This is a genomic window from Sporosarcina pasadenensis (assembly GCF_047228845.1).
Classification (GTDB): Bacteria; Bacillota; Bacilli; order Bacillales_A; family Planococcaceae; genus Sporosarcina.
In genome coordinates, this window is record NZ_JBFEGM010000009.1 from 47,589 (window position 1) to 72,575 (window position 24,987).

29 protein-coding genes and 1 other annotated feature are annotated in these 24,987 nt (G+C 44.2%); of the genes, 13 read left to right on the forward strand and 16 right to left on the reverse strand.

All coding sequences use genetic code 11. The features are described from left to right. Positions 1-13: 13 nt before the first annotated feature. Positions 14-230, forward strand: a binding site (T-box leader). Between the two features lie 47 nt (positions 231-277). Next, positions 278-1,942: an arginine--tRNA ligase gene (argS, locus tag AB1K89_RS13030; protein WP_413055151.1), complete on the forward strand. Its 1,665-nt coding sequence runs from the start codon at positions 278-280 to the stop codon at positions 1,940-1,942. A gap of 51 nt (positions 1,943-1,993) precedes the next feature. Here the strand turns inward: argS and AB1K89_RS13035 are convergent, their stop codons facing one another. The 5 genes from AB1K89_RS13035 to AB1K89_RS13055 all read right to left on the reverse strand — a co-directional run bounded on the left by AB1K89_RS13035 (position 1,994) and on the right by AB1K89_RS13055 (position 8,271). Beyond that, a complete protein-coding gene (locus tag AB1K89_RS13035) occupies positions 1,994-3,379 on the reverse strand; it encodes an alanine/glycine:cation symporter family protein (RefSeq protein ID WP_413055152.1) in 1,386 nt (461 codons plus the stop codon). 385 nt (positions 3,380-3,764) lie between these two features. Beyond that, positions 3,765-5,705, reverse strand: coding sequence for an FtsX-like permease family protein (locus AB1K89_RS13040; RefSeq protein ID WP_413055153.1), 1,941 nt, complete (start codon positions 5,703-5,705; stop codon positions 3,765-3,767). Then, positions 5,683-6,459 carry an ABC transporter ATP-binding protein gene (locus AB1K89_RS13045; protein WP_413055154.1) on the reverse strand — a complete coding sequence of 259 codons (777 nt, stop codon included), beginning with the start codon at positions 6,457-6,459 and terminating at the stop codon, positions 5,683-5,685. Before AB1K89_RS13045 ends, AB1K89_RS13040 begins: the two co-directional genes overlap by 23 nt. A gap of 100 nt (positions 6,460-6,559) precedes the next feature. Continuing rightward, entirely contained in the window at positions 6,560-7,582 is a 1,023-nt protein-coding gene (locus AB1K89_RS13050) for a sensor histidine kinase (RefSeq protein WP_413055155.1), read from the reverse strand. 11 nt (positions 7,583-7,593) lie between these two features. Next, the gene (locus tag AB1K89_RS13055) at positions 7,594-8,271 is read right to left on the reverse strand and encodes a response regulator (RefSeq protein ID WP_413055278.1); all 678 of its coding nucleotides are present in this window, start codon (positions 8,269-8,271) and stop codon (positions 7,594-7,596) included. 491 nt (positions 8,272-8,762) lie between these two features. Here AB1K89_RS13055 and AB1K89_RS13060 point away from each other — a divergent pair, with 491 nt between their 5' ends. Genes AB1K89_RS13060 through AB1K89_RS13070 form a run of 3 tightly spaced genes read left to right on the forward strand, consistent with a single transcriptional unit; the run spans position 8,763 to position 11,445 of the window. Further along, positions 8,763-9,902, forward strand: a complete 1,140-nt coding sequence (locus AB1K89_RS13060; protein WP_413055156.1) for a betaine/proline/choline family ABC transporter ATP-binding protein — start codon at positions 8,763-8,765, stop codon at positions 9,900-9,902. Beyond that, positions 9,899-10,558 (forward strand): ABC transporter permease, encoded by a 660-nt coding sequence (locus AB1K89_RS13065; RefSeq protein ID WP_252501780.1) that lies wholly within the window; start codon positions 9,899-9,901, stop codon positions 10,556-10,558. The genes AB1K89_RS13060 and AB1K89_RS13065 overlap by 4 nt, the downstream gene beginning before the upstream one ends. After that, positions 10,555-11,445, forward strand: a complete 891-nt coding sequence (locus AB1K89_RS13070) for a glycine betaine ABC transporter substrate-binding protein (protein ID WP_413055157.1) — start codon at positions 10,555-10,557, stop codon at positions 11,443-11,445. Before AB1K89_RS13065 ends, AB1K89_RS13070 begins: the two co-directional genes overlap by 4 nt. 376 nt (positions 11,446-11,821) lie before the next feature. On the opposite strand, the gene AB1K89_RS13075 is transcribed toward AB1K89_RS13070, so the two are convergent. The 3 genes from AB1K89_RS13075 to AB1K89_RS13085 form a co-directional block, all read right to left on the reverse strand. Continuing rightward, positions 11,822-12,739, reverse strand: a complete 918-nt coding sequence (locus AB1K89_RS13075; protein ID WP_413055158.1) for an NERD domain-containing protein — start codon at positions 12,737-12,739, stop codon at positions 11,822-11,824. Positions 12,740-12,884: 145 nt separating this feature from the next. Then, a complete protein-coding gene (locus AB1K89_RS13080; RefSeq protein WP_413055159.1) occupies positions 12,885-13,661 on the reverse strand; it encodes a nucleotidyltransferase domain-containing protein in 777 nt (258 codons plus the stop codon). 61 nt (positions 13,662-13,722) lie between these two features. After that, a complete protein-coding gene (locus AB1K89_RS13085; RefSeq protein WP_413055160.1) occupies positions 13,723-14,163 on the reverse strand; it encodes a YybH family protein in 441 nt (146 codons plus the stop codon). Between the two features lie 424 nt (positions 14,164-14,587). Here AB1K89_RS13085 and AB1K89_RS13090 point away from each other — a divergent pair, with 424 nt between their 5' ends. The 4 genes from AB1K89_RS13090 to AB1K89_RS13105 all read left to right on the forward strand — a co-directional run bounded on the left by AB1K89_RS13090 (position 14,588) and on the right by AB1K89_RS13105 (position 16,583). Then, positions 14,588-15,013 (forward strand): hypothetical protein, encoded by a 426-nt coding sequence (locus AB1K89_RS13090; RefSeq protein ID WP_413055161.1) that lies wholly within the window; start codon positions 14,588-14,590, stop codon positions 15,011-15,013. A gap of 212 nt (positions 15,014-15,225) precedes the next feature. Beyond that, positions 15,226-15,804 carry a uracil-DNA glycosylase gene (locus AB1K89_RS13095; protein ID WP_413055162.1) on the forward strand — a complete coding sequence of 193 codons (579 nt, stop codon included), beginning with the start codon at positions 15,226-15,228 and terminating at the stop codon, positions 15,802-15,804. Between the two features lie 67 nt (positions 15,805-15,871). Then, positions 15,872-16,324 carry an SRPBCC family protein gene (locus tag AB1K89_RS13100; protein ID WP_413055163.1) on the forward strand — a complete coding sequence of 151 codons (453 nt, stop codon included), beginning with the start codon at positions 15,872-15,874 and terminating at the stop codon, positions 16,322-16,324. An 82-nt stretch (positions 16,325-16,406) separates the two neighbouring features. Beyond that, positions 16,407-16,583 (forward strand): hypothetical protein, encoded by a 177-nt coding sequence (locus tag AB1K89_RS13105; RefSeq protein ID WP_413055164.1) that lies wholly within the window; start codon positions 16,407-16,409, stop codon positions 16,581-16,583. Positions 16,584-16,611: 28 nt separating this feature from the next. Here the strand turns inward: AB1K89_RS13105 and AB1K89_RS13110 are convergent, their stop codons facing one another. Genes AB1K89_RS13110 through AB1K89_RS13135 form a run of 6 tightly spaced genes read right to left on the reverse strand, consistent with a single transcriptional unit; the run spans position 16,612 to position 20,327 of the window. Continuing rightward, positions 16,612-16,884, reverse strand: coding sequence for a hypothetical protein (locus AB1K89_RS13110; RefSeq protein WP_413055165.1), 273 nt, complete (start codon positions 16,882-16,884; stop codon positions 16,612-16,614). Between the two features lie 11 nt (positions 16,885-16,895). Then, positions 16,896-17,381 carry a class I SAM-dependent methyltransferase gene (locus AB1K89_RS13115; RefSeq protein WP_413055166.1) on the reverse strand — a complete coding sequence of 162 codons (486 nt, stop codon included), beginning with the start codon at positions 17,379-17,381 and terminating at the stop codon, positions 16,896-16,898. Positions 17,382-17,400: 19 nt separating this feature from the next. Continuing rightward, the gene (locus tag AB1K89_RS13120) at positions 17,401-17,949 is read right to left on the reverse strand and encodes a P-loop NTPase family protein (protein WP_413055167.1); all 549 of its coding nucleotides are present in this window, start codon (positions 17,947-17,949) and stop codon (positions 17,401-17,403) included. A 25-nt stretch (positions 17,950-17,974) separates the two neighbouring features. Continuing rightward, positions 17,975-18,490: a D-glycero-alpha-D-manno-heptose-1,7-bisphosphate 7-phosphatase gene (locus AB1K89_RS13125; protein WP_413055168.1), complete on the reverse strand. Its 516-nt coding sequence runs from the start codon at positions 18,488-18,490 to the stop codon at positions 17,975-17,977. Continuing rightward, on the reverse strand, positions 18,487-19,794 hold the full coding sequence (locus tag AB1K89_RS13130; RefSeq protein WP_413055169.1) for an acyl-CoA thioesterase/bile acid-CoA:amino acid N-acyltransferase family protein: 1,308 nt from the start codon (positions 19,792-19,794) through the stop codon (positions 18,487-18,489). The genes AB1K89_RS13125 and AB1K89_RS13130 overlap by 4 nt, the downstream gene beginning before the upstream one ends. Continuing rightward, complete coding sequence (locus AB1K89_RS13135; RefSeq protein WP_413055170.1) at positions 19,794-20,327, reverse strand: GrpB family protein; 534 nt, start codon at positions 20,325-20,327, stop codon at positions 19,794-19,796. The genes AB1K89_RS13130 and AB1K89_RS13135 overlap by 1 nt, the downstream gene beginning before the upstream one ends. Positions 20,328-20,407: 80 nt before the next feature. Here AB1K89_RS13135 and AB1K89_RS13140 point away from each other — a divergent pair, with 80 nt between their 5' ends. Beyond that, a complete protein-coding gene (locus AB1K89_RS13140) occupies positions 20,408-20,614 on the forward strand; it encodes a hypothetical protein (protein WP_413055171.1) in 207 nt (68 codons plus the stop codon). Here AB1K89_RS13140 and AB1K89_RS13145 read toward each other — a convergent pair. Then, the gene (locus AB1K89_RS13145) at positions 20,600-21,118 is read right to left on the reverse strand and encodes a GNAT family N-acetyltransferase (RefSeq protein ID WP_413055172.1); all 519 of its coding nucleotides are present in this window, start codon (positions 21,116-21,118) and stop codon (positions 20,600-20,602) included. The two genes, AB1K89_RS13140 and AB1K89_RS13145, sit on opposite strands and share 15 nt — an antisense overlap. Positions 21,119-21,231: 113 nt before the next feature. On the opposite strand from AB1K89_RS13145, the gene AB1K89_RS13150 reads away from it, so the two are divergent. The 4 genes from AB1K89_RS13150 to AB1K89_RS13165 all read left to right on the forward strand — a co-directional run bounded on the left by AB1K89_RS13150 (position 21,232) and on the right by AB1K89_RS13165 (position 24,399). Then, positions 21,232-21,981 carry a class I SAM-dependent methyltransferase gene (locus AB1K89_RS13150; RefSeq protein WP_413055279.1) on the forward strand — a complete coding sequence of 250 codons (750 nt, stop codon included), beginning with the start codon at positions 21,232-21,234 and terminating at the stop codon, positions 21,979-21,981. 63 nt (positions 21,982-22,044) lie between these two features. Next, positions 22,045-22,260 (forward strand): hypothetical protein, encoded by a 216-nt coding sequence (locus AB1K89_RS13155; protein ID WP_413055173.1) that lies wholly within the window; start codon positions 22,045-22,047, stop codon positions 22,258-22,260. Positions 22,261-22,329: 69 nt separating this feature from the next. Next, a complete protein-coding gene (locus tag AB1K89_RS13160) occupies positions 22,330-23,037 on the forward strand; it encodes a hypothetical protein (protein WP_413055174.1) in 708 nt (235 codons plus the stop codon). 117 nt (positions 23,038-23,154) lie between these two features. Beyond that, on the forward strand, positions 23,155-24,399 hold the full coding sequence (locus AB1K89_RS13165; protein WP_413055175.1) for a TolB-like translocation protein: 1,245 nt from the start codon (positions 23,155-23,157) through the stop codon (positions 24,397-24,399). Here the strand turns inward: AB1K89_RS13165 and AB1K89_RS13170 are convergent. After that, positions 24,393-24,941 carry a carbon monoxide dehydrogenase gene (locus AB1K89_RS13170; RefSeq protein WP_413055176.1) on the reverse strand — a complete coding sequence of 183 codons (549 nt, stop codon included), beginning with the start codon at positions 24,939-24,941 and terminating at the stop codon, positions 24,393-24,395. The genes AB1K89_RS13165 and AB1K89_RS13170 overlap by 7 nt on opposite strands. Positions 24,942-24,987 lie beyond the last annotated feature (46 nt).

Here is a 24,987-nt window from a genome sequence, read left to right on the forward strand (position 1 = left end):
GATACATTCAACTACAATATCGATGACGAAGAGAGTAGTGATTCCTTACTTCTATAGCGAGCCGGGGTTGGTGGGAGCCTGGCGGGGTAGATTCGTGAAGCGCACTTCTGAGATGCTTTTCTGAATGAAGTAGGAGAAGCCGGTGTCTCGCCGTTAGGAGAAAGGGGCCTCTATCCAAACATAACAGGGGCAAATTGAGTGGTACCGCGGAACAAGCTTTCGTCTCATTTATTGAGATTGAAGGCTTTTTATTTTTCCTAAAAAGGAGTTCGTGCAAATGAAAAAGGACATCTTGCAAGCTTTACAGACAGTCAGCCCAATACAATTGGAAGAGCATATGCTGGAGCGCCCAGCAAATTCAAAGTTAGGCGATTTTGCATTACCTTGTTTTCCATTCGCAAAAATCTTACGGAAGTCACCTGTCACCATCGCGGAAGAAATCGCAGCTTCCGTTGAACATCCATTAATCAGCAAAGCTGAAGCAGTGAATGGGTACGTCAACCTATTCATGGACCGGAAAGTCATTGCAGATACGCTCCTTCCAACGGTCCTGCATCAATCCGCCACATACGGTTCCTCCAATGAAGGCAACGGCGGTGTCGTGACGATTGACTTGTCCTCACCAAACATTGCGAAGCCGTTCTCGATGGGGCATCTGCGTTCCACGGTCATCGGAAATTCCATCGCTTTATTGCTCGAAAAAAATGGCTACCAACCGGTGAAAATTAATCACATCGGCGATTGGGGCACGCAATTCGGGAAGCTCCTCACAGCCTACCAGAAATGGGGCAACGAGGAAGAGGTCCGTCAAGCACCGATCGAGACATTGCTGAAGCTATACATCCGATTCCATGAAGAAGCAGAGGTAGACCCTTCTTTGAACGATGAAGGGCGCGCAGCTTTCAAAGCGCTCGAGGACGGCGATGCCGACGCGCTCGCCCTTTGGGAATGGTTCAAAACCGAGTCGCTGAAAGAATTTCAACGGATCTATGATCTGCTCGGTGTCACTTTCGATTCCTATAACGGTGAAGCGTATTACAACGACAAAATGGAGCCTGTCGTGCAAGAGCTCCAAGACAAAGGACTATTGGTCGAATCGGACGGCGCCATGGTCGTGGAACTTGAAGAAGGCATGCCGCCATGTCTCATCAAGAAATCGGACGGAGCGACGTTGTACGCAACACGCGATTTGGCAGCTGCCATCTATCGAAAAAACAAGTACGACTTCGTCAAATCCATTTACGTCGTCGGGAATGAACAAAGCCTTCACTTCACTCAAGTGAAGCAAGTGCTTGGCAAAATGGGCCATGACTGGGCAAGCGACATCGTGCACGTGCCGTTCGGGCTTATCTTGCAAGGCGGCAAGAAGATGTCGACGCGTAAAGGTAAGATTGTTTTGCTCGAGGAAGTTTTGAAAGAAGCGATCGAACTTGCACAGAAAAACATCGAGGAAAAGAACCCGACACTAGCTAACAAATCCGAAGTGGCAGAAGCTGTCGGTGTCGGCGCCATCCTTTTCAGCGACTTGAAGCAGCACCGGAAACATGATATCGAATTCGATCTTGAATCGATGCTCCAGACAGAAGGTGAAACTGGGCCATACGTTCAATATGCACATGCGCGGGCGAACTCCATCTTGCGCAAAGCGGGGACTTCCAGCAAGTTCGCGATTGACGAAGTGAATGATTACGAATGGGATACGATCAAGCAGCTAGAGCAATTTCCCCAAGCCGTCAAACGTGCAGCGGAAGAATTGGATCCATCCGTCATCGCAAAATATGCGGTTGACCTAGCCCAGGCGTTCAACTCGTTTTACGGGAATGTGCAAGTCCTATCCGACGAAACCAACAAGCAGTACCGCACTGCGCTTACCGAGTGCGTCGTCATTGTATTGAAGGAATCATTACGCCTGTTAGGCATGAAGGCCCCCGAGGAAATGTAAATTCAAAAAAGCAATTGTCCCACCATTCACTGGCAGGACAATTGCTTTTCTTCATTCATTTTTCCAACAGTCAGCACCCTTTAAACTAGGAGATGCTTTAAACACGGGGTTTTTCCCTTGTTTCCGTTGTTTCGTATAATCATCCAACACACGGAATGCGACTTTTCCAAGTGCCAAGATGACGAGGAGATTTATAATTGCCATCAATCCCATGAACAAGTCCGCCATGCTCCAGACGATATCCACTTTCGCGAGAGCACCGAACATGACCATGCCTAGGACGAGAATTCGGTAAAGCGTCATCCACGACTTATGTGTGTTGATGAATTCGATATTCGTTTCACCGTAATAGTAATTTCCAACGATTGAGCTAAACGCGAAGAACATAATCGCGATTGCGACAAAATATGGCGCCCATGAACCAACGTGAACAGCCATCGAAGATTGTGTCAGCAAAATGCCGCTCTCTTCCCCTTTATCATACAGACCTGCAAGGATGATGATGAAGGCTGTCGCTGAACAAATGATGATCGTATCGAAAAATACGCCAAGGCTTTGAACAAGCCCTTGCTTTGCTGGATGCGTCGCACTCGCCGTCGCCGCAGCGTTCGGCACACTTCCCATACCAGCTTCATTGGAGAATAAACCACGGCGAATCCCTTGCAACATGGCTGCGCCGATACCGCCGCCAGCCATTTCCTTAATGCCGAAAGCATGCTCAAAAATGAGTGCAATCATTGCGGGTACTTCTGTAATATTAATGGCAACAACGTAAAGTGCAATAAGCAAATAAAACACTGCCATAATCGGAACAATTGATTGTGTCACTTTAACAATCCGCTGCACGCCGCCGAAAATAATAATTCCAGTCAGCACGACAAGAAACAGTCCGACAACCCAATACGGAAGATTGAATACATCATGGAACGATTGACTGATTGTGTTCGATTGAACAGAGTTGAAGATGAAACCGAAACACATTGTGAGGAGAATCGCGAAAACGATGCCGAGCTTCCGAAGGCCTAGCGCCTTCTCCATATAATAAGCCGGCCCTCCGCGGAATGTGTCGCCGTCCCGGACTTTATAAACTTGTGCAAGCGCACTTTCAATAAACGCAGTCGCCATGCCAATAATGGCGATGACCCACATCCAGAAGACCGCGCCTGGCCCGCCAATCCCGATCGCCAGCGCAACCCCGGTTACGTTCCCTGTACCGACCCGAGACGCCGCACTAATTGTAAACGCCTGGAACGCCGAAACCCCACGGTTGCCCTCTTTTTTCTCAAAAATGAGTCTGAACATCTCTCCAAATAAACGGAACTGGACAAACTTCGTCCGAATCGTAAAATAAAGACCGATGAGCAATAAAAGTCCAATCAATATGTATGTCCAAATAAAATCATTCGCCGGTCCGACGAGCCACTCCACTACTCCCACACTATCCACTCCTTCTTCATCATCGTAACTCACTTTCTATCTTTACCCAGTCGCGCGGAAAAAACTCACATTTCAAAAATAGAAAAACCGCTGAGTCAACATGGACTCAGACGGTCTAGAAGCTATCGTCCACTTTTCGTGAAAGCGCTTCATATTTAATCTGACTTGACTATTTTATCATCGACTTTGTGTTTTTCAACCTATTTTTTCGAAAAAAGGCATCGAGTGTTACCAGAAAATATTGGTTATCCCCTGAACCCGTTTACCACCGACTCTCGTAAGTTGACCACCGACTCAGGCGACTTTACCACCGGCTCTCGGGGCGTTACCACCGACTCGCAGCACTTTACCACCGACTCGCCCTTTTTCAGAGGCATTTCGCCAATTAAAGCGCAGCCTTCACCGTTTTCCGATAATATCCAACCGTCAAAAAGGCGAACATGAGATAAATGAGCGCGTAGATGCCCATGGCGATGGATGCGGGCAATGTAATATCGGACATGAACATGAAGGACGCCGCTTTAATCGCGAAAATCGAGTGCATCAAGCCGATTATCAACGGCAAGCCGAACACAAATACTTGCTTGCGGACGATGCCGCGCATAATGTCTTGCACGGTGAAGCCCAGTTGGCGCAACGTTGCATAGCTGCTTTTCTCCTGCTCCGCCTCCGTCATTTGCTTGAAATACAAAATGCTGCCTGTAGAAACGAGGAACACGAGGCCTAAGAAGCCAGAGATGAAGATGTATAGGCCATTATTCTCCATCCCCGAAGTGTATTGGGAATAGTAATCAAATCCACGCTGATCATCTTCCTCATTAATTTGCTTGAAAATCGCGGAAGCTTCGGCAAGCTGATCTCGGTCCAGCACATCGATGGCATAGGTGTTTGAAATGCGCCACTCATTTCCATCATTCAGAAATAGATCTTTTAATTCTTGATAAAATGCATCTTTCACAATAAGTTGTGTCGCCGCTGCAGAATTTAATGCATTTCCTTCATTTACTTTCACAACTTTCATGTCAGATTCTATTTCTGCATTCGATAACTTGACATTGAATGGAGCTTCCATTGTACTCAATAGCCAATATATACTTGCGTCGTAAAGGTACGCGGCATCGGAATCGGGAATTTGAATATCTCCCCCCGCTTGCTGCAATTGTTTGTCACTTATTACTTTTGCTCCAAACGAATCGGACATCAATTCCGATACACTGCCACCTTCAAATTCCCCATCCAATTCTAGCGTCTCAACCGTTGAATACGTATACGTAATGTTTTGCTTATCAAGCTCGCTGATGAATTTCTCTGCGGAGCCTTGCCCGTCTTCATACCAAAAGTCATCAAATGAAAAATCAAACGGATAAGTGAGCCGGACTTCCTTTTCCGTTGAGTAATAAAAGGAATATACGCCCGCCAACATCGTCAGCGTCATTGCGGACAATACCGTAATGATTGTCAATGAATTCGCATTGCCCTTCATCCGATGCATGATCGGAGCTAACGACAAGCTGTTATTCAGCCCAAGATGGCCTTGCTTCCTTTTGCGGATCTGATAAAGCACCCAGCTGATCGCCACGCGGAACAATAAATACGTACCGAGGATTGTTGAAGCCAAAACGACGATCATATTAATGAGCAGCAAGGCATTCAACATCCTGCCGGACAACCAATAACCGAACGCGATGAGCACGATACCTAAAATTGCAAGAATGGCTGAACTCAATGCTTTCGGCTTTTTCGGATGCTCGCCGGTCTTCTCTGCATTGAATAATTCAAGCAGCGTGTTGCGGTAGACCGCGACGAGCATTTGCATCGATGTGAGGATGGTAATGCCAAGGAATACAATCACCGTCTGGATGACAGCTTCTGTCGAAAACGTCACTTCGATAAACCCGTCGAATCCGATGAGCTTCATTAACAACAATAAAAACACACGCGAAACGAGGATTCCCACGCCAATCCCGATAGCCAAAGCACCTGCGCTCAGCAAAGCGTTTTCAATGATCAACAGACGCGAGACAGATCCTTTCGTCAGTCCAATCAATTGATAGAGTCCAATTTCACGGCTTCTTCTTTTCAAGAAAATCGCGTTCGCATAGACGACGAAAATTCCTGCAATGAATAACAGAAGAATGCCCGCCACTTTGAAGGCCGCGCCCATGCTACCGCCGGAACGCGCTTCGACCGCAGGGGCATGCTGCAAAGTCGCAAAAACGAAATACAAAACGACGCTTAAAATGAGCGCGAAAAAGTATAGATAATAATGCTTGATATTTTTCCGCATGCTGCGGATCACGAGGTCAAAGAGCGTCAACGCTGTCACCCCCGAGGACACCTTGCACTTTCAGGATTTCTTGGAAGAAGGCCTGTCTCGATTTGTCGCCACGGTACAATTCCGAGTAGATGTTGCCGTCCTTCAGGAAGACGACTCGGCTGCAGTAGCTCGATGCGACGGGGTCATGCGTCACTATCATGATTGTGACGCCGCGTTGTTTATTGACTTCCTCCAGTGTTCCGAGCAATGAAGACGCAGATTTCGAGTCAAGCGCGCCTGTCGGTTCATCCGCGAACACCATGGACGGCTTGTTGATGAGTGCCCGTGCTGCAGACGTCCGCTGTTTTTGACCGCCGGAAATTTCGTGTGGGTATTTATACGCCAATTCCTTGATCCCTAAAATGTCAGCAATCGATTTGAATAGGTCCTCCGCTACCCGCTTTTTCATTTTGCCGAGCGACACCGGCAGCAAAATATTCTCCTTCACCGTCAACGTATCGAGCAAATTGTAATCTTGGAAGATGAACCCCAATTTATCGCGCCTGAATGCGGATAATTCACGATCCTTCATCTTCGAAATATCAGCGCCTTCAATAAGAATCGAGCCCTCTGTCGTGCGGTCGATCGTCGCGAGGACATTTAATAGCGTCGTTTTTCCGGCGCCTGACGCTCCCATGATTCCGACGAACTCCCCCTCCATTACCCGCAGGTCGATCCCTTTCAATACTTCCTGCACATTGCCGCGAGCCCCGAACGACTTGCGGACGTTTTGTGCATATAAAACCGTTTTATGTTGTTCCATCATTGACCCCTCCTGTTCGCTATATCCTTATCTTAACGTGTGAATTTCTTCCGGTCGTTTGATGTAGATGACAAACAGGGCGGTCAATGTGACATTCTTGTCACGTTATGGTGGCATCAAAATCATTTTCGGTTGAAAACGTCATGTTCATCGTCGTTCCTTCGTTCATTTCCGATTCAACCGACAGCGAAATCCCGATTTTCGATGCAACTTGTTGGGCAAGATACAAACCAAGTCCGGTCGCCGCATTATGAAGCCTTCCCGTGCCCCCGGTGAACCCTTTGTCGAAAATACGGGGTAAATCGTGAGACGGGATTCCCGGACCTGCGTCTTTGACCGATAAAACTGCATGTCCACCAGGCGATCGACCGGTTTGAATGTAGATGACGCCCCCATCTGGACTGTACTTCACAGCGTTTGTCAACAGCTGGCGGATGATGAAGCGGCACCATTTGCTGTCCGTTGTCACTTCTATATCGTCGCCTTCAATTTCAACCGCGATATTCCTTTCAATGCACCAAGATCTCAGCTCGCGAACTTCAGGTGTAATCAATTGATGCATCCCGATTTTCTCCAGCACATAGTCCGTGCCAAGCGATGGCAGCCGCGAAATATATAACTGCCGGTCGATAAGCAAGTGGACACGCAGCCAATCAGACTCAATTTTTCGGATGGCCAGATCTTGCCGATTCGCATCAATCGTCATTTTCATCGATGTCAGCGGCGCCTTCACTTCATGCACCCAAGCTGCTATATAATCGCTTTCCATGAGGTTTACAGCTTTCATTTCCGATAACTCTTTCAAATGGTCATTCGCCACATGCCGCAATAGATCATTGATCTTTTCGTCACCAGTGAAAAGCGGTTCTGGTAGCCCTTCTTGCCAATCCCGCGTACGGTCCTCTGATATATGTAGTAGTCCCCTCGTATATTGTGTCTCTTTTTTATAACGCCAAATGAAGAATGAAATGAAAATCGCTATGAGCAGCAGGTTGAGATAAATGAGGGAACTCAGCCTCATTGCCAGCCCTTTATCAATCAAAATTAATAAGTCAGTGACCGCGAGAAATCCTGCAAACAGGAGTATCCAGCTTTTCATATCCTTCAAGTATGCAATGAACATCAAATCCCCCCTTACAGGCTGACCGCCATATAACCTAAACCTTTTTTCGTGACAATCGCGTAACCAAGTCCGATGTCCGCAAGCTTTTGGCGTAGCCGCGTCACATTGACCGTCAGCGTATTGTCGTTGACGAACCGTTCATCATCCCAAAGCCTTCGGATTAACTCATCGCGCGATACAATTTCGTCCTTTGACTGGACAAGAACCGTTAAAATAAAAAATTCATTTTTCGTCAATTCCACTTCATTGCCATCGAGCCGAATGACGCCACGCTTCATATCAATCATCGCGCCGTTCCATTCAAGTACATCCGCCGGCTCCTCCGTGTACGCATATGTACGCCGGAGCGTCGCTTGTATTTTGGCAAGCAAAACATCTGTATGGAATGGCTTCTGAATATAATCATCCGCCCCCATATTCATCGCCATCACCATATCCATCGGATGATCCCTCGACGAGAGGAAGATGATCGGCACCTTTGAGACCGCTCGTATTTCCCGGCACCAATGGAACCCGTCATATGCGGGAAGCTGGATATCCAAAATAACTAGATGCGGCTTTGCTTCAACGAAAGCTCCCATCACATCATGAAAATCTTCAGGTCCCGAAACATGAAGCGACCATTGCCCAAGCCTTTCCTTCAATGAATCAAAAATCGCCCGATCATCCTCCACAATGAAAATATTCATCTCCACCCGATGCACGCCCTTTCGCTAGTTAGTATTATAATCCATATCCGCAAAAATCGGACACTTCCTCCAATGGTTTGTCGTTTACCACCGACTCGCTAAATACCGCCGCATCGTACAGTCCAAAAGAATTATTTCCTTAGGTGTTTTCCTTTATCATCGACTATCGGTACTTTCTCACCGACTTGGACGAATTTTTTACCGACTTTCAGCACTATATCACCGACTCAGCCTAGGTTATCAACGAATCGCAAGTTTTCACCAAATTACCCCCTCCAAGGACTTATGAACCACCCAAAATATACACTAACAACCTACTGAATATCCAGTTTTTCAATACTTCCATCTGCGAAGTATGCTATAATAATTATCAAGGCATTGCTCCTGCTCGTTCAGGAGAGAATAATGTCTTGTTTTTTTTAGCCGTTGTTTAATATTTTCATCCCATATTCAACGGCACACAGTTTTGTAAAAAAACACAGGAGGTACGTATGTTAAAGTTTGAAAACGTTAGCAAGGTGTATGAAGACGGGTTCAAGGCTGTTGATTCTGTCAGCTTTGAAATTCCGAAAGGCGAGCTGCTCGTTCTCATCGGTCCGAGTGGTTCAGGTAAATCAACTACGATGAAAATGATTAATCGGATGGAACCGCATACAAGCGGGAAGATTTCGATTAATGGAAAGGATAACAAATCATATGTCGCTTCCGACCTTCGAAGAGGTATCGGTTATGTGATCCAACAGATCGGGTTATTCCCCCACTATACGATTGAAAAAAACATTTCCATCGTTCCTGAGTTAAATGGGTGGAGCGCGGACAAAATCAAACCCCGCGTCAACGAACTGCTTGAAATGGTTGGGCTGGATCCAAAAATCTACGCAAACCGCTATCCGAAAGAACTTTCCGGGGGGCAACAGCAGCGTGTCGGTATCGCTCGCGCACTGGCATCCGATCCCGAAATCATATTGATGGATGAACCGTTCAGCGCATTGGATCCGATTACAAGAGAGCAGTTGCAGGGCGAACTCATTTCATTACAAAAAAAACTGAATAAGACAATCATTTTTGTTACTCATGACATGGACGAAGCACTCAAAATGGGTGACCGCATCGCAATTATGAAAGACGGCAAGCTACTTCAGTTGGACACTCCAGAAAAATTACTTCATGAACCTGCCCACGGTTTTGTCGAGGAGTTCATTGGCAAGCATCGAATTATCCAAAACCCTGAACTGATGCCGGTGCTCGACATTATGTCCGAATCGGTCGTCACGTCTCTTCCTCAAAGTTCTCCTGAAAAGGCAATCTCCCTTATCCGTCAGAGGAAAATTACGGATCTCATCATCGTGGATGATTCAAAATCTTTGCAAGGCATCGTGTCTGCCTATGATGTCATCAAAAGTGTGAACAACATCCGCACCATTGAAGAACTTATGCAGCCTGTCGGACACTTCTTACAAGACACCGCTTCCGCAAAAGACGCCATCATCATGATGGATGAATCACCATTCGGCCTGATTCCTATTGTGGATGAAAAGAATAAGGTCGTCGGTCTTGTAACACGCGGCTCGTTGTTATCCGCATTGTCCAGCCAATGGACGGAATCGGTAGCGGAGGTGGTTGCCATATGAATAATTTATCAATCTGGCAACAATTGACCGAACAATCACAGATGCGCTGGAGAGAAGTTCTTGAAGCGACATCCGTCCATATCCAACTCGTGTTCTTCTCGATGTTGATCGCCATCATTCTCGGCGTTTCACTCGGAATCCTCGTCACGCGTGTTCCAAAACTGACGACACTCGTACTCGGCGGCGCAGGCGTCATGCAGACGATTCCAAGCCTAGCCTTGCTCGGCTTTATGATTCCCATTTTCGGAATTGGTGTGAAAACAGCGATTGCAGCTCTTTTCCTTTATTCGTTACTGCCGATTGCCCGAAACACGTATGCGGGAATCATCGACGTCGACCCGGCTACGCGGGAAGCTGCTAAAGGAATGGGCATGACAAGCGCACAAATTCTTTTCAAAGTGGAGCTGCCACTCGCGATTCCCGTCATCATGGCCGGAATTCGGACAGCTGCTGTCATTAACGTCGGAAACGCTACCCTCGCCGCATTCATTGGCGCAGGCGGACTTGGAGATTTCATTTTCCTCGGAATTACACGTGGAATTGATGGATTGATTCTTCTTGGCGCAATCCCTGCAGCACTGCTTGCTATCATTCTCGAAGTGTTCTTCGGCTCGGTTGAGCGTTGGACAACGCCGAAAGGATTGAAAGCGGAATGAGGAAGAAATTCATTTCATTGCTGCTTATTGCAGTGGTCTCAAGCATGCTGACCGGATGCATTTTCATCGAAGAAGACTCATTGACGCTCGGTTCACGGAACAATACGGAAAGCATCATTTTGTCCCACGTTATGGGGCAGTTGATTGAGAATAAAACAGACATCAAAGTCATCTATAAAGAGAACCTCGGCGGCTCCAACGTCGTGTGGAACGCGATGCTGAACGGCAATATTGACGTCGTTCCCGATTACACGGGGACGATTGTCGTCAACTATTACCACGAAGAGCCGGGTAACGCCGAGGAGACGTTGGAAATGACAAGACGCCTCGTCGATGAAGACGGCATCATCGCCTTCAACACGTTCGGCTTCAACAACACGTACACCCTCGCGTTGGACGAATCAAAAGCGGAAGAACTCGGCGTCGTCACATTCAGTGACTTCGCTGCGTATTCCGAAGACTTCACATTAGGCGCAGTCTTCGAATTCATCGACCGACCGGACGGACTGCCCGGCTTCCAGAAGGAGTACGGGTTGAAATTTAAGAATGTAAGAGGCATGGACCACGGCATCATGTACCGCTCGATTAACGCTGGCGAAGTTGACGTCATCAACTCCTACACGACAGACGGCCAATTGCAGGAATTCGACTTACGTGTGTTGGAAGACGACAAATCCTACTTCCCTCCGTATCATGCGCTCCCGCTCGTGCGGAAGGAAACGCTGAAGGAGTATCCTGAAATCGAAGCGGTTCTGAAGCAGCTCGAAGGCATGATCGACGAAGAAGCGATGCAAAAAATGAACGCCAAAGTCGACAACGACGGCATGATGGTTGAAAGGGTCGCCGAGGAGTTTTTGGTGGAGAGTGGGTTGATTCGGGCGGAGTGATGGGAGCGCTTCTGAGCGGCGATATCACCGCTTGAGCAGGGTTTATCACCGCTCAGCGGCTGTTTATCACCGCTTAGAGTGACTTTATCACCGCTCAGCACGTGTTTATCACCGCTTAGGCGTACTTTATCACCGTTCGACCATTTTTATCCATAAAAAATGGTTTCTGAACCGACTTTTCAAGGTAAGTTGGAGAGTGTTCGCTCAGGATCTAGTTATCACCGCTCGGGCGGAGTTTATCACCGCTTAAGCACACTTTATCACCGCTCAGCATGAGTTTATCACCGCTTAGACGCACTTTATCACCGTTCGACCATATTTTAGGTGTTCAAACGACGTTAACTCATAAAGGATTCATAGAAAAAAGCGCACAAAATCATGTGCGCTTTTTTCGTTCCGAAAGAAATTGCATGCTATATGTCCTGTTTCGATTCGCCCCTTCACTATGCAGTCCCATTCCTCGTAGAATTCGATTCGCCGTTTGTTGACGCTCAATTTGAAGAAACTCACGACAATCCTTATTGCTCATCTTCCCGCCGAACAGCAAAAACCAATCACGAATCGCCTGCTTATGCGCCTCTCTCTCCGCAAGACCGCACGCTTTACAATGCCAACTTCTTGAATGTCTTTCCATGCCAATAAACCCACACCCCGGGCAAATCACACCCGTACGAATGTCGCTGCGTGGAATCGAATACGTTTCACAAATAGGAGAAGGAATGAAATCACGATGGGAGCTGCCAAGCTGCGATAAAAGGTCGGCGAATGTTACGTCATCCAACATAGGGGAGGTTGTTGGCAGTTTGCGGATAAATGTGGGGACCGCGCTTGGGAATAAAATAGGAATATTCGTGTCGAATACTTCAATGCGTTGCCTTGCATACGCGAGGACGACGGAGCCGTATACTTGCAACGTGAGATTTCGGCTGTACAGCCAGTCATGAAACAGTTCACAGTTGCTTTCCAATTGGGCTATCGGGCTTTTGAACCCGTTCACTTGTCCGGAATCGAGCACGCGGATCAATTGCGGTGGATTTTCCGTCACCGTGAGTTCACCCGCAATGTTTTTCACCTCGAATAAAACCGCATACCACGGGGTGATGAATAGCGTGTCCACTTGGAAATATGTACTGGAGGCTAGTGACAAATCATGAAAGATGCCATGCTTCATGGTGAATGAATACGATTCAAATATCTTGTCTAATTCCTGCTCTCCGCCAAATCCGGCTTGTACCGCCGCATGCTTCGAGCGCAAAGAAGGAATCGCTTCATGATGACTTGGCAATCGCCTCATCGCCGCCTCCAGCCCTTCCAATAAAAGTGGCGCTTGTCTTTCTTTATGAATGAATGTGGTTCAACTCCTCTTCTATTATTCCGCTTGCAGATAGTCTATCATAGTTACTCATAAATAAATATTCAAATACTCAGACACCTTCTCGTTAATTATCCTCAACATACTTATCAATCATCCTTCGCACAAACCTCATCTGCTGACTTTCTTCACTCCACTGCAACCGAATCCATTCATACTCGCGGTCAAGCAATCGGCTAATCAAAACAACTGCCTTCGCATGCTTTTCGGGTGTGATGAACTCCAGAATTTTCGTCAATTCGGATACAACAGAATCCGGTAACGAGTTTTCAATCGTCTTCAACCCCAGCTTCGCGCGTTCGGGTGCATATCTATGAAGCAAAACCCGCCCCAAATGATACACAACGTTCGTCAGCATCCTCACCGACCAAATGTCATTCCCCCTGGCCGCTGACTGCGAGTACTGGTATAAAAACCACCCTACGTCCATGACATTATCCCGATATTCATTCTCCGAAAGTGTCAATCCTTGCGTCTCCACAAATTCATCCATCAAACGATTAGGATCATACAGCACCTTAAAATGGTCGCCGCCAACGAACGATTCTTTCGTCACCGTGAATAAATCAATATGCAGCAGATCATCGAAAACGGCGATTATTTGAGGGGCGACGATGAAAATATCATCCATTAAAATAATGTCGCGATACGCCCGCAAATGCTCTACCCGGTTGGCGAGGAATTTCTTCTTCCCCTCCTCGTTCACAAAGCAATAAAGATCGACGTCTGAATGCTCGTCATGCTCTCCTCTTCCCATCGACCCTTTCAGAAAAACTGCCTGCACTAGCGGATCCTTCTCCAAACTGGCAGTAATTTTTTCAACAGCCAACTCCTGCGGTAACATAATCTTCCCCCTTACCTCGGCAGTAAGTCTTATTCAACTAGAGTAGCCGTTGGTTTAATTTTTACTTAAAGTTAAAAATTCCCTTCCCAGTTTCCATATTTATAGGCAGAGATGAATGTTCATGAGTTATGACCCAAGATTCATTCACTTTTTTCAAACCGTACGTGAACCGATTCGTCAATTGGCGAAGTTTCTCGCCAGATTCCTCTTGGTAGGCAGCAAATGTTACAGCACAATGCACAAATGCGAGATGTGAATTCTCTTCAACTACTAGGTCATTAAAGGCAACTTCAAGTAAAACGCCATCCTCACTCAAACCATTAAACCACTCGCACACACTTCCCTTCCATGAAGAAATGCCCTTGCCCTCCCAGTTCCCCCAGCAATCATAAATATGAATATCGGGAGCATACATGGATAAGAACTTTTCAACATTTTTTTCATAAACCGCTGTTTTGTAATTTTCAAGTGCGTCTTGAACTTTTAAAAAACTCTCCACCATAAGTACATCCCCTTTACGAATTCCAAAATTGCAAGAGTGTTACTATATATAAATTCTATACAAAAACATTTTCCCCTTTTTCATTTAACCAACTGCGTTAGTTGAATAAAAAAAGATTGCCCAAGCAATTCTTCTCCAATTGAAACTTTATACTGCTTTCATTCGTATTCACTATGAAAATAGGTAAGAGTTTATTGGCAATAGACCATACCTAAGGGCAATAGGCGAACGAGAGGTTGATGTTTATGAAGAAGAAATCCTTAAAGTTAAATAATGAAAAGAATGAAAAACGACTACGAATCATTTTCTCTTTTTAATGGTCACTACTGTTTTGGTTATAATAGGAGGCAGTTTTATTACATTAAATGCGTTTGGGACGGATCTTTATACAGCGTTCGTCTATCACTTTATTGGAACGTCCTTTTTGTTTGCTGCTGGTTTGACATTCTGTTTATTTATTCTGTATCACGTCTTTTTGATTACTGTTTATAATCCTCAGAGGATAAAAAAATCATCGGTCATCAAATTTGCATGTGGTGGGATATTTACCTTAATTATTACTATAGTTTTATTAACTTTCGGTGGAACTGAAGCTAAAAAGTCTATCCAGAGTATGAAGGATTACGAAAATGGCGAATGGCAAGTAAAAGACTTATTAGTTATGGATGTATATAGAGGATCTCGTGGACATAAAGGATCTTTTCGTTCTAATATTGTACTAATTGACACCGATAAAGGCGAAATGACACTCTATCTTGAGGATTTTCCAATATATAAAGGGGAGAAGTATCGTTTCACTTATTTAGATGCAACAAACACGATTATAAAAGTTGAAAATATCATAGATTAAGTATTCCAAAGTCTATTTTCTCCAGTGACTTCAATCTCCGAGATGAGTAATTAAATTTCTTATTGAATCAAAATATAAAACAGCCACCTTCTTAATCGAGTCGGTGGCTGTTTATTTACTGTAAGAGCTGTTCCTTAAATCATTTTAAATTGGATGACCCTGCATGATTCATCCACTAAAGGGTATTCTATTCTGTCAGGAAGGTGATAAAAATGGCGTCATTTTGCCCAGAAAGTTGGCCGGAAGATCCGACACCTACCAGCCAGATTCATTGCGAGGATTGTGGACTTTATCGGCAAGGAACACGTATGGTTTGGGGAGAAGGGAATCCAAAGGCACCCATTATGGTGATTCTTGATAATCCCGGCGCACGTGAAGATCGTGAAGGAAATTCTATAGTATGCGGCACACGGCAGACTTTACAGCAAGCCGTTCATGAAGTTGGTTTGAATAAAGAACTTATCTATGTCACTTACATTTTAAAAAGACGGCCAGTTCGTGCGTATGATAAAGAATCGACCCGCCAAATCTGCATGCACCGACATTTGGATGAACAAATACAGCTGCAGCAACCCACCCTCATCTTATGTTTAGGAAATGTAGCCGTCCAATCCTTCTTCCAAAACTCTGAAGTGGATGTTAAGGGTTTGCGTGGAAGCTGGCATGACGTTAAGGGATATCCGACCACCGTCGCCTACCACCCATTTGCCGTCAGACGTCGCCCCAATCTCTATCGATTATTCGTTGAAGATTTGGCATTTGTAGCGAGTCGGATTCAACAAAGTATATGAATTCACCATTCTGCACGCCCTATAACTTATAATGATAAAAACGAGAAATTCTCGAAAGGGATTTATCATGCCTATCATTGAATATGAAATATATGTCGATGCACCTATCCATATCTGTTTTGACCTCACCAGAAATGTTGAGGTCCACACGCAAACTACAGCTAAAACGAAGGAGAAGGCCATTGCCGGAGTTACAACTGGACTGATGGAAAACGGTGATACTGTCACTTGGGAAGCTGTCCATCTTGGAGTGAGACAAAGATTGACCGCAAAGATAATAGAGATGGATCGGCCACACAAATTCACTGACGTCATGGTGAAAGGTGCTTTTCACTCTTTTACGCACACACATGAATTCATTGAAAGTGGAACGGGGACAATTATGAAAGATACCTTTTCGTATAAATCCCCTTTTGGCCTCATAGGAAAAATTGCTGACCGCCTATTTTTAGAGAAGTATATGAAGAATTTCATTGCTGATCGGGCAAAGGAATTGAAGAGAATTGCTGAAAGTAATTAATGAAACCTCATAGGCACATCAAAACAATCAAACTAGACCATATTAAGAATGCAAATGCAAAATAATATGGGAGGTTTTCATAATGAAACAAGGTGCGCATAGCAACTTATATTCCAATCCGAAGACGCCAGGAAATCGCAAGGAAGTTCGAGAAGAAATTTCGATGGAATTGGCTGAGCTCGGCAATCTTCAACCGAATCATGAGAAGATGACGCCAAATCATCGGGAGACGGCCGAAAGGGATAAGTACAAAGGCTAAGTACAGAAAGCCATGTCTGTGTTTGAACTCAGACATGGCTTCTCCTTTTCACTCTGCATACATACACCATCGAAACACTTTCCGCATGCAATTCATTCTCATCCCAATCACCATATACCTGTACAATTTCAAATCCATTTGAGTCTAATAATCGTTCCATTTCCTGAGGGAATGAATAGCGGAGGGAAATGCTATCTTGCTCCTCTGCTATGAGCGCACCATTCCGATAGATCCGCCGTTGCGTTTGGCAATCCAAAATTTGTGTTAAATGATTATAGACATCACGGTGGCTTTCAATCACAAGGTCGCCATTTACTTCTCCTCATACTCATCAACATCCGAAAGCTCTCCCAGCACCGGATTTCGTGTATCGAAGATGAAAACACCCTCATCCACTAAATGCTTTCGGACAGATTGCAATAAAGCATCCTGTGCTTCATTCGTTAAAAAATGTTGAAAGGAATTTCCCGTCATAAAAACTAACGAACTTTTCACAGGGATGTTCAATTGCGTGCAATCTTGCTGAACAAATTTAATCGCCACACCTTGCTCTGCGGCCTTCAGCTTTGCTCGTGCCAACATACCTTCATGTAAGTCAACACCAATCATTTGAAATCCACGCTGTGCCATTGGGATTGTCAATCTGCCTGTACCGCAAGCTAGTTCGAGTATCACTTGATCCGGATGCGCCCATTTTAAAATGAGATCCAAATCCTTCTTGTACCCTTCATACAGATGATCATACATTTCAGGATTTGCATATTTCTCTAGGTTTCGTTCAAATGTATTTTGGCTCATTCACTCTTCTCATTTCGTATCATTTTAGCTGTAACTCGGTAATCAAATTGCCTTTCTCTTTCAAGTTACCAATAGCTTCAGAAAGCGCCTGATTACTCACTGGATCATTCCGTACGACAAGCACCTTATCCAAATAAGGTTGAAGAATCCCATCCAGTTCTTCCCGTTTCTCTTCAAATTGCTTCGTCCATTTATACATGTTCCGCAACATCTGTAAATCCGGCTCATACGCACATTCTTCTACACCAATCACCTGCTTCACATGCCTGCTCAAAATCCGGTATTTTCGTTTCCACAAAGGCGGATCCAGCCAAATGACAATGTCAGCCAAGTCCAAAAGGAGGTGATAAGACGGGCGGTATACCCCTTCCGCAATCCAGCTTCCTTTGGCATCCATTTGGTGAATGACTTGCACTTGTTCATCGGGCGTCCGCTTTATCCGCTCTCCGCCGACCGTATGGTAAACAACCGCATCCAATTCGATAAAAGGCAAACCCGTTTGCTTCGACAAGCCTTTTGCATATGTCGTTTTTCCGCTTGCGACGATGCCCATTATGAAGATTTTCATATTCAACATTCCCGTTCTTGAAATATCAATTTATGAACTGCAATACTCCAATAACCTCTTCGATTCTATAAATGTCTTTAGCTTCGGCAGGTACCTCTACGTTAATTCCAAAACCGACAATATTCATTCGAATAGCTAATTCCATATCGACAATCGAGTCGCCTATTATGAAGGACTCATTTAAATCGATTGCAGGATACTTTTCAATCGCCTGCTGAATCATTCCCGATTGAGGCTTACAGCAATTGCAGCCTTCCCGCCGCCCATGCCGACAGTAGAAAACGTCTAAAATGTCTACTTCATGTCTTGTTAAATCTTTCAACATTTTTTTATTTATTTCTTCATATTGCTGTAATGAAATAAAGCCTTCGTTAATCAAATATTGATTGGTGATAATAATGATTTTGAATCCTTTTTGCATAACTTGTTGCAACGTTTCAATGGCACCGGGAAGAAACTCCGGTTGGGTAATGGCGGACCAATTTTCATCAGGATAGTCTTTAATAATCGTTCCATCCCTATCGAAAAATGCTATCTTCAACAGTCGCTCTCCTGTTCATAATTTACAATATGCTCAGAAACACTCCTCCAAAAGAAACCAATCGTCTGTTGCCATGAATCCCTACTCGCTTGAGCTGTGTCATATTTAGTTCCGCCGGTAAATTGATTGGCAGCTACAGGAATGAAAGGGATGCCCATCTCATGTCCCGCCCCTTTATATACTAAATGATTGTATTCATACTCAAATTTAGACCGCCGGAGCCTCTCCATCGCCATTTCATTCAATTGAACAGAATCAAAACAAGCATCATCCGTTCCGGATATCAATAATACCGAACCATTTATCTTTTCAACTGGAATGGTCGCCTGTTCCGTTATTTGAGGATCAGAAGAAAGATAGTCATACCAAATTCGAAGCGGATTCTCCCCCGCTTTCCGCATTGCAAGACATCTATTCGATATCTCAACGGAACTGTCCGGACGGGCATAGGGGATTGCTTTACCTTTATAGGTCCATGAAGGAGGCAATTCTTTTTGCTCTGTCCACGGTACAATGCCGCAAAATACGACAGGTGAGCCACTTAACGAGACGACGGCTTTTATGTCTTCAAAGTGAGTAGCGGCTAATAATGCAAGTTCTCCACCTTTAGACGTTCCATGAATCCCTAGCCACCCCTTTGCGACATCCGGTCGGGATTGAAGCCAATGAATAGCGCTTTCTATGTACTCAAGGGGAATTTCAATTAGTTGTTTCGGTAGAGGCGCCTGTCCCCAATATCCTAAAGCTAATACGTTGAACCCATGGGATGCCAATAAGGAAGCAGGAAATTCATAGATTCCACCTTCAGATCCACCGACAACGATGATCGTAGGTCTAGGATTGGAATTTCTAGTATAAAAAAATGTTCCCACTACTCCTTTTCCATTCACCGGCGTCCTCATTATGTCATTAGCGATCCACTTGCGAGTAATGACTTCCGTGTCAATCACCTTACCGTCACTCTCGAGCAAGATTGCAAGGGATTGAGGCTGCAGTTTATTAAATACCTCCTCAGAATTCTCCTCTGTACGTTGAACTTGCATAGACCAAAATAGGCCCATTCCATCGACACCTTCATATGTACCTTCAAGAGGAGAAGCTTGCTGAAGATCAACGATCCCTTCTTCATCCGCCAAATATGTCCCATGAGATTCCATATAATATACTGTTTTTCCCCAATAGGATTTTCGTTGGAATCTCACCGTCACCTTCTGTCCGTTGCTTAGCCCTACCACCCGAATTCCAACTGACCGGTCAATCAATGGTAATTCCATATCGATCAGCAATCGAGGCTGCCCTTTCATTAATCCATCCCCTTTCCGATCACTTCCCTATGCCATACGACTGCTTCCCGTTCAATCTGCAAAGCAAATTGTTCCTTTCCTTTTATGTATGATGCAATATCATAGGGGAATTGCTTCGCTAGCTCCTCTTTCAAATCCCCATACACCTTTGCCTTCTCCGGATGCTCTCGCAGAAAGTCGCGGAATGCAAGATGGCGATCGATTTCCGAAGAACCTTTCTCGTAAATATGAACATGATGCGTCCGCTCGGTCCCACCTTTTTGAAAATAGCGACGTCCCGCAATTCCATTCTCACCCTTCGCTTCATACCCGATAACGGCCATCCTTTCGTTATATTGGTCGACTTGCGAAATATCCTTCACGATAGGCATGATGTCGATAATTGGTTTTGCAGATAATCCTTGTACAGAAGTGCTCCCGATATGGTGAATTCCAATCATTTCTGCGCAAAATATCTCCTGTAAAACAGCTGCCTCCTTATGGAATTCAACTTTCCATAGCTCGCTGTACGGCTTGACCTCAACTTTTCTCAATGAATCTCCTCCATGGTTTACTTGTATAATATGCCCTATATTGTTATAATAATTAAATAATTAAAGTAAGGAGGATGGACATGGAGTTTGAATTAAGCTTTAAGAATCCTGTAGTTCGTGTCTGGGTAATCATCATGGCGCTTTCTTTCATTCTTGCGACGCTTCTCATATTTTTAACTGATATCCCTAGAACTTATATTTCTTTATCCCAATCTATAGGGTCATGGGCAATTTTTATTGCTTGGTTTCTATTTCATAAAAGAAGGAAAAAATTAGCTGAAGGCTGATTCCTTTGCTTCCTTTCCAATGGTTCTCTGAAATTTACAATGCCCATCCGCTGTCGTTCCAATGAGTGAAAAACCATTCTCTTCATAGTACGTACAAAGCTTAAGGTTATGAGCGACGCAATCAAGCCTGATTGTTTTATACACGTTTTCATCTATCCAACTCAAAATATCGCTTCCAATTCCACTTTTCATATATTGCGGACGAACCGCCAATCGATGAAGATAGAGCACCTCCCTATCTTCTTCACTCCCCCAAACATGCTGATCCCATTTACTTTGCTGTGAGTAGAGCGTAAAAGTAGCAACGACTTCATCGTCCTGACAGGCGACATAAGTGGCGCTATCCCTTATCGCTTGCCTTATCTCCTCATCCTCTCCACCTTCCAATAGGTACCCCCATTGGTTAATGCCATTCTTTTTCAGACAAGCAGCGACTTCTTTTAATAAGGCAATAATAATCGGAGCTTCCTGCTCGGTTGCCTTTCGGATCTCATATGTATTCACCTATCTCCCCTCCCCACTTACTTCATTCTCTTTATTGATTGTTAATTCCTTCATTTTAAATAAAGGAGAAAAAGATTGAAATGTCGAATGTATATTCCCATGGAGGGATGGACATGGGAAATGAATCGTTATTATTGAATAAAAAAAGTTGGGATGAGGTGGCACCGCGGTTTTTCGGGCGGAATCCACTTCCGGAATATGGGCCGCTTGCGCCTCGGGAAGAGGATCTGAATTTACTTGGCGATGTGGCTGGCATGAAGGTATTGGATATTGGCTGCGGAAGCGGACATTCTTTGCAATATATGGACTCTCGGGATGCTGCGGAACTATGGGGAGTGGACCTTTCAAAAACACAGATTGAAACGGCAAAGGAGTTGCTGAAGGGCTGTAACGCACCTGTTCATTTATTCGAATCGCCAATGGAGGAAAACCCCGGGCTGCCTCTTGCATATTTTGATATTGTCTATTCCATCTTTGCCTTAGGTTGGACGACTGATTTGCACCAAACACTCGCAAATGTCCACGATTACTTGAAACCGGGCGGTATTTTTGTTTTCAGCTGGGAGCATCCATTGCATAGCCGGGCAAGCTTGGTAGGTGAAGAACTTCATTTCAATAAATCCTATCACCAAGAAGGCGCCTATGATCACGAAGCTTGGCATGCACCCGCAATCATGCAGCAGTATAAAGTGAGTACATATGTTAATACATTGATTGAATGTGGATTCGAAATTGAAAAGGTCGTCGAGGATGCTTCGTTGACGGAAGAGGATCGGGAAAGACATGCGAATCGGTGGTATTCGTATGAGAAGGCGAAGATGATGCCGACGACGTTGATTATTAAGAGTCGAAAGAAAGGGTAATCGCCTCAGCTGTAATAAGTAGTAGCGCCCGGTTTTAAAGAAAAGGCTATGGAGTGATTCAAGATGAGAGAATTTATAGGTATATTTTTGGCTTGTCTAGTTATTTGTTATGCAGCAATGCTTTTCTTTGGCGGCCTTTTTCTAGATAACATTTGGGGCATTGTTACTGTCTTCTCATTCGTATTGGCAGTGTTTATTACACTTTTCATCAAACAAGAATCCAGAATTGAAGAATTGGAAAAGAAAGTGGATACGTTACTGCATGACAAACCGGAATGATGAGAAAAACATATGTGGTCGTAACGAAATACCCGAATTTCCGTCTTATGGATAAAGGGAGCGATGTCAATGAAGAAAAGGAGTATGTTAACTTTCATTTTGATTTTGCTATTATTATCGGGTTGCCGGCCATCAGCTTTTGGTGCTCAAGTTGTAATTGATTGGGTTGATTTTATTCATTTAGACGGAAAAGAATACAACGGAATCCATTCCGGAGTTTTAGCCGACGAAAGTTTTATTGGAGAAAGGGTTGGCACGGTTAAATTTAAAGTGGCCGACAATGTGAAAAATCCAAGTTATAAGATCAGAGATGGTGATGCTGCCTTCCATGAGAAGGGAACTGAGATTTTTCAAATCAAGGATCATCCGCATTTAATAGCAGTCAAGGATACTCATTCCGTAAATGGATACAGGGTTTACTTTTCTAGAGATGATATTGAATACCAATGGCATTTTAGAGATATGCCATTGGAAAAAGTCGAGAGGATCGAGGTTTACAAGACTGATCCCCCAGCAGGCGATCAATTAATTTCTGAATTCACAAAGAGCGAAGATATCAATGGATTCCTTCAACTATTAGTAGATAGTGAAGAAAATCCTAATTTCCAACCTAACAGTGCAAGCGCAGATCCTATTTTTTATGAAATGATTTTTTATACTGATGAGCCAATCGCCTATAAATATTATATGCAGTTCGATGGAGACACTTATTTTTGGAATCCATGGGATACTTCAATTTTATCTGATGAGATTCAAATGTTTATTGGCAGAAACTGAATGTGACTATAAATAACTTGCGCATATCCATACCATGGATTCGCGCTTTTTTTGATTAAGGATAGCTGTTACCGATGTGGGCAAAATAAGACGTAAATCTTTAAGGAGGCATTGACAATGAAAACTCGCATTTTGTTACTACTCACTCTCATCTGTTTTCATTTTTCGTCAATCGCACGTGCAGAAGCCCCGTTAACGGCTGCTTTTATCCGTGATCATCAGTTATGGATGAAAAAGGATGGGCAAGAAATACAACTTACAAAGGACCGTTATGTATATGGTCCTAAGTGGTCATATGACGGTCGCTTCATCGGCTATATTGACGGCGATGAAAAGGGAGAGAAACCGGATTTATTCATTTACGACACAAAGGAAAAGGAAAGTTACCAGCACTATGTTAATTCCGTCGCGTCGGACTTTAAATGGGCTCCGGATAAAAATCAGATTGCTTACACGGATCACGGTCTCTTAAATGTGACAAAAATGAAGAATGGCCGACCGTATGGATTTGAAAATGTTTCGTTAGGCGTTAGTGGCTTTGAGTGGTTTCCGAATGGCAAAGAATTTATCGTCTCCTCATCCTCCAACTTACTCCCAACTGGTTGGGGTCCTATCCCACTTTTTAGAATCCCGGTAGATGCAAATCTTGATAAAGATAAAATGAAGCCTTTTTATACGATTCAAACTGAAATACCTGACTTATTCGGGGTTAATGCCGACTATTTTAAGTGGAGTTCTGACGGGAAATGGGTTAGCTTTTTAGTGATTCCTACCGCTTCTTGGGCCATGGACAGTAATACATTAAGTGTTTTATCATCGCAAGGAAAACAATTTCAAGCAGTGGGGAAAATGTTATGGTTTAAAGACTGGTTTAAGTGGGCTCCTTCCGCCAATGAACTGGCTTATATTTCTGGCGAGGGAAGATTTTTTGTCGAGAACAAGAAAATGACGATTGCCGAAATCCCGATACTTCAAGAGCAAAAAGAATATACACCTAAAGGGTTTGTAGACCTTGATCTTGAATGGTATTCCAAAGACTTGGTGATCGTAGCGCGTGCGATAGAGAACAAAGAGTGGAAAGAAGGGCCTGCCCCGACTATGTTCACCTCACTTTACTCTATAAACATAAGAACAGGAGAACAAAAACAAATCACTTTTCCAGGGAAGTATGAACTTGACGAGGACCCTCAAGTTGTCGGACCTTACCTTACTTGGTTTCGGAGGACAGCTGGGCAAGCTACGGGTGATGTATGGGTGAAAAATACGTTAGATGGACAAGAACAGATATGGCTTGAAAATGTGGATTATGCTCCCACGTTTTTTTATTCCAAAGAAAGCCCCTTAACGTTCAGCATTCAATAAATTGTACATTCATTTTCCCCTTCAATTCCTTTCACAGAATCAGCAATCCGCCCGAGCTTGTCGGGCATCCCCACGTCAGATGCCTTTAATGGAACGCTTAGCAAGTATTGCAAGTTGTTTTTTTCGAAAACATAAAAATGAAAGTTATGTGCTTCAATATAGATGCCTTTGCCGCCATATTGAAGCACATACTCTTTACCATCGAATATTAATTTATTATGAACTGGCCGAATATCAATTGTGAACATGTTTCTTCTCTGGTCTTCATTTACAAACATAATTCTAAGATTGTCATTCAACTTGTAGCGTTTATCTTCATAAAACCTTCCGAATTGATGAGTGATTGAAATCGGTGACGTCATTTCAGGCAACTCCACCTTACAGTGAAAATGGTTTTCAAATTCGTTAACTGCCTCTTCAATGGATGTATATCCGAATTCTTTATATAGCTCATCGAAAGAAGGAGGTGAATTTTGTTCAGCTCCTTTGCTCGCAAGAAATATAAAGATGGCTGGTATCAAAAGATAAAGTTTATTAAACATTGCATAAGTCCCTCCTTTATTCAGATTAGGGTTGCTAATAGGAGGA

Bases quoted from the DNA above. Each gene is read 5' to 3' on its own strand.
- argS (WP_413055151.1), top strand. From the start codon at position 278: ATGAAAAAGGACATCTTGCAAGCTTTACAGACAGTCAGCCCAATACAA.
- AB1K89_RS13045 (WP_413055154.1), bottom strand. From the start codon at position 6,459: ATGGAACAACATAAAACGGTTTTATATGCACAAAACGTCCGCAAGTCG.
- AB1K89_RS13050 (WP_413055155.1), bottom strand. From the start codon at position 7,582: ATGTTCATTGCATACTTGAAGGATATGAAAAGCTGGATACTCCTGTTT.
- AB1K89_RS13055 (WP_413055278.1), bottom strand. From the start codon at position 8,271: ATGAATATTTTCATTGTGGAGGATGATCGGGCGATTTTTGATTCATTG.
- AB1K89_RS13060 (WP_413055156.1), top strand. From the start codon at position 8,763: ATGTTAAAGTTTGAAAACGTTAGCAAGGTGTATGAAGACGGGTTCAAG.
- AB1K89_RS13065 (WP_252501780.1), top strand. From the start codon at position 9,899: ATGAATAATTTATCAATCTGGCAACAATTGACCGAACAATCACAGATG.
- AB1K89_RS13070 (WP_413055157.1), top strand. From the start codon at position 10,555: ATGAGGAAGAAATTCATTTCATTGCTGCTTATTGCAGTGGTCTCAAGC.
- AB1K89_RS13075 (WP_413055158.1), bottom strand. From the start codon at position 12,739: ATGAGGCGATTGCCAAGTCATCATGAAGCGATTCCTTCTTTGCGCTCG.
- AB1K89_RS13080 (WP_413055159.1), bottom strand. From the start codon at position 13,661: ATGTTACCGCAGGAGTTGGCTGTTGAAAAAATTACTGCCAGTTTGGAG.
- AB1K89_RS13085 (WP_413055160.1), bottom strand. From the start codon at position 14,163: ATGGTGGAGAGTTTTTTAAAAGTTCAAGACGCACTTGAAAATTACAAA.
- AB1K89_RS13095 (WP_413055162.1), top strand. From the start codon at position 15,226: ATGGCGTCATTTTGCCCAGAAAGTTGGCCGGAAGATCCGACACCTACC.
- AB1K89_RS13100 (WP_413055163.1), top strand. From the start codon at position 15,872: ATGCCTATCATTGAATATGAAATATATGTCGATGCACCTATCCATATC.
- AB1K89_RS13105 (WP_413055164.1), top strand. From the start codon at position 16,407: ATGAAACAAGGTGCGCATAGCAACTTATATTCCAATCCGAAGACGCCA.
- AB1K89_RS13115 (WP_413055166.1), bottom strand. From the start codon at position 17,381: ATGAGCCAAAATACATTTGAACGAAACCTAGAGAAATATGCAAATCCT.
- AB1K89_RS13120 (WP_413055167.1), bottom strand. From the start codon at position 17,949: ATGAAAATCTTCATAATGGGCATCGTCGCAAGCGGAAAAACGACATAT.
- AB1K89_RS13130 (WP_413055169.1), bottom strand. From the start codon at position 19,794: ATGAAAGGGCAGCCTCGATTGCTGATCGATATGGAATTACCATTGATT.
- AB1K89_RS13140 (WP_413055171.1), top strand. From the start codon at position 20,408: ATGGAGTTTGAATTAAGCTTTAAGAATCCTGTAGTTCGTGTCTGGGTA.
- AB1K89_RS13150 (WP_413055279.1), top strand. From the start codon at position 21,232: ATGGGAAATGAATCGTTATTATTGAATAAAAAAAGTTGGGATGAGGTG.
- AB1K89_RS13155 (WP_413055173.1), top strand. From the start codon at position 22,045: ATGAGAGAATTTATAGGTATATTTTTGGCTTGTCTAGTTATTTGTTAT.
- AB1K89_RS13160 (WP_413055174.1), top strand. From the start codon at position 22,330: ATGAAGAAAAGGAGTATGTTAACTTTCATTTTGATTTTGCTATTATTA.
- AB1K89_RS13165 (WP_413055175.1), top strand. From the start codon at position 23,155: ATGAAAACTCGCATTTTGTTACTACTCACTCTCATCTGTTTTCATTTT.
- AB1K89_RS13170 (WP_413055176.1), bottom strand. From the start codon at position 24,941: ATGTTTAATAAACTTTATCTTTTGATACCAGCCATCTTTATATTTCTT.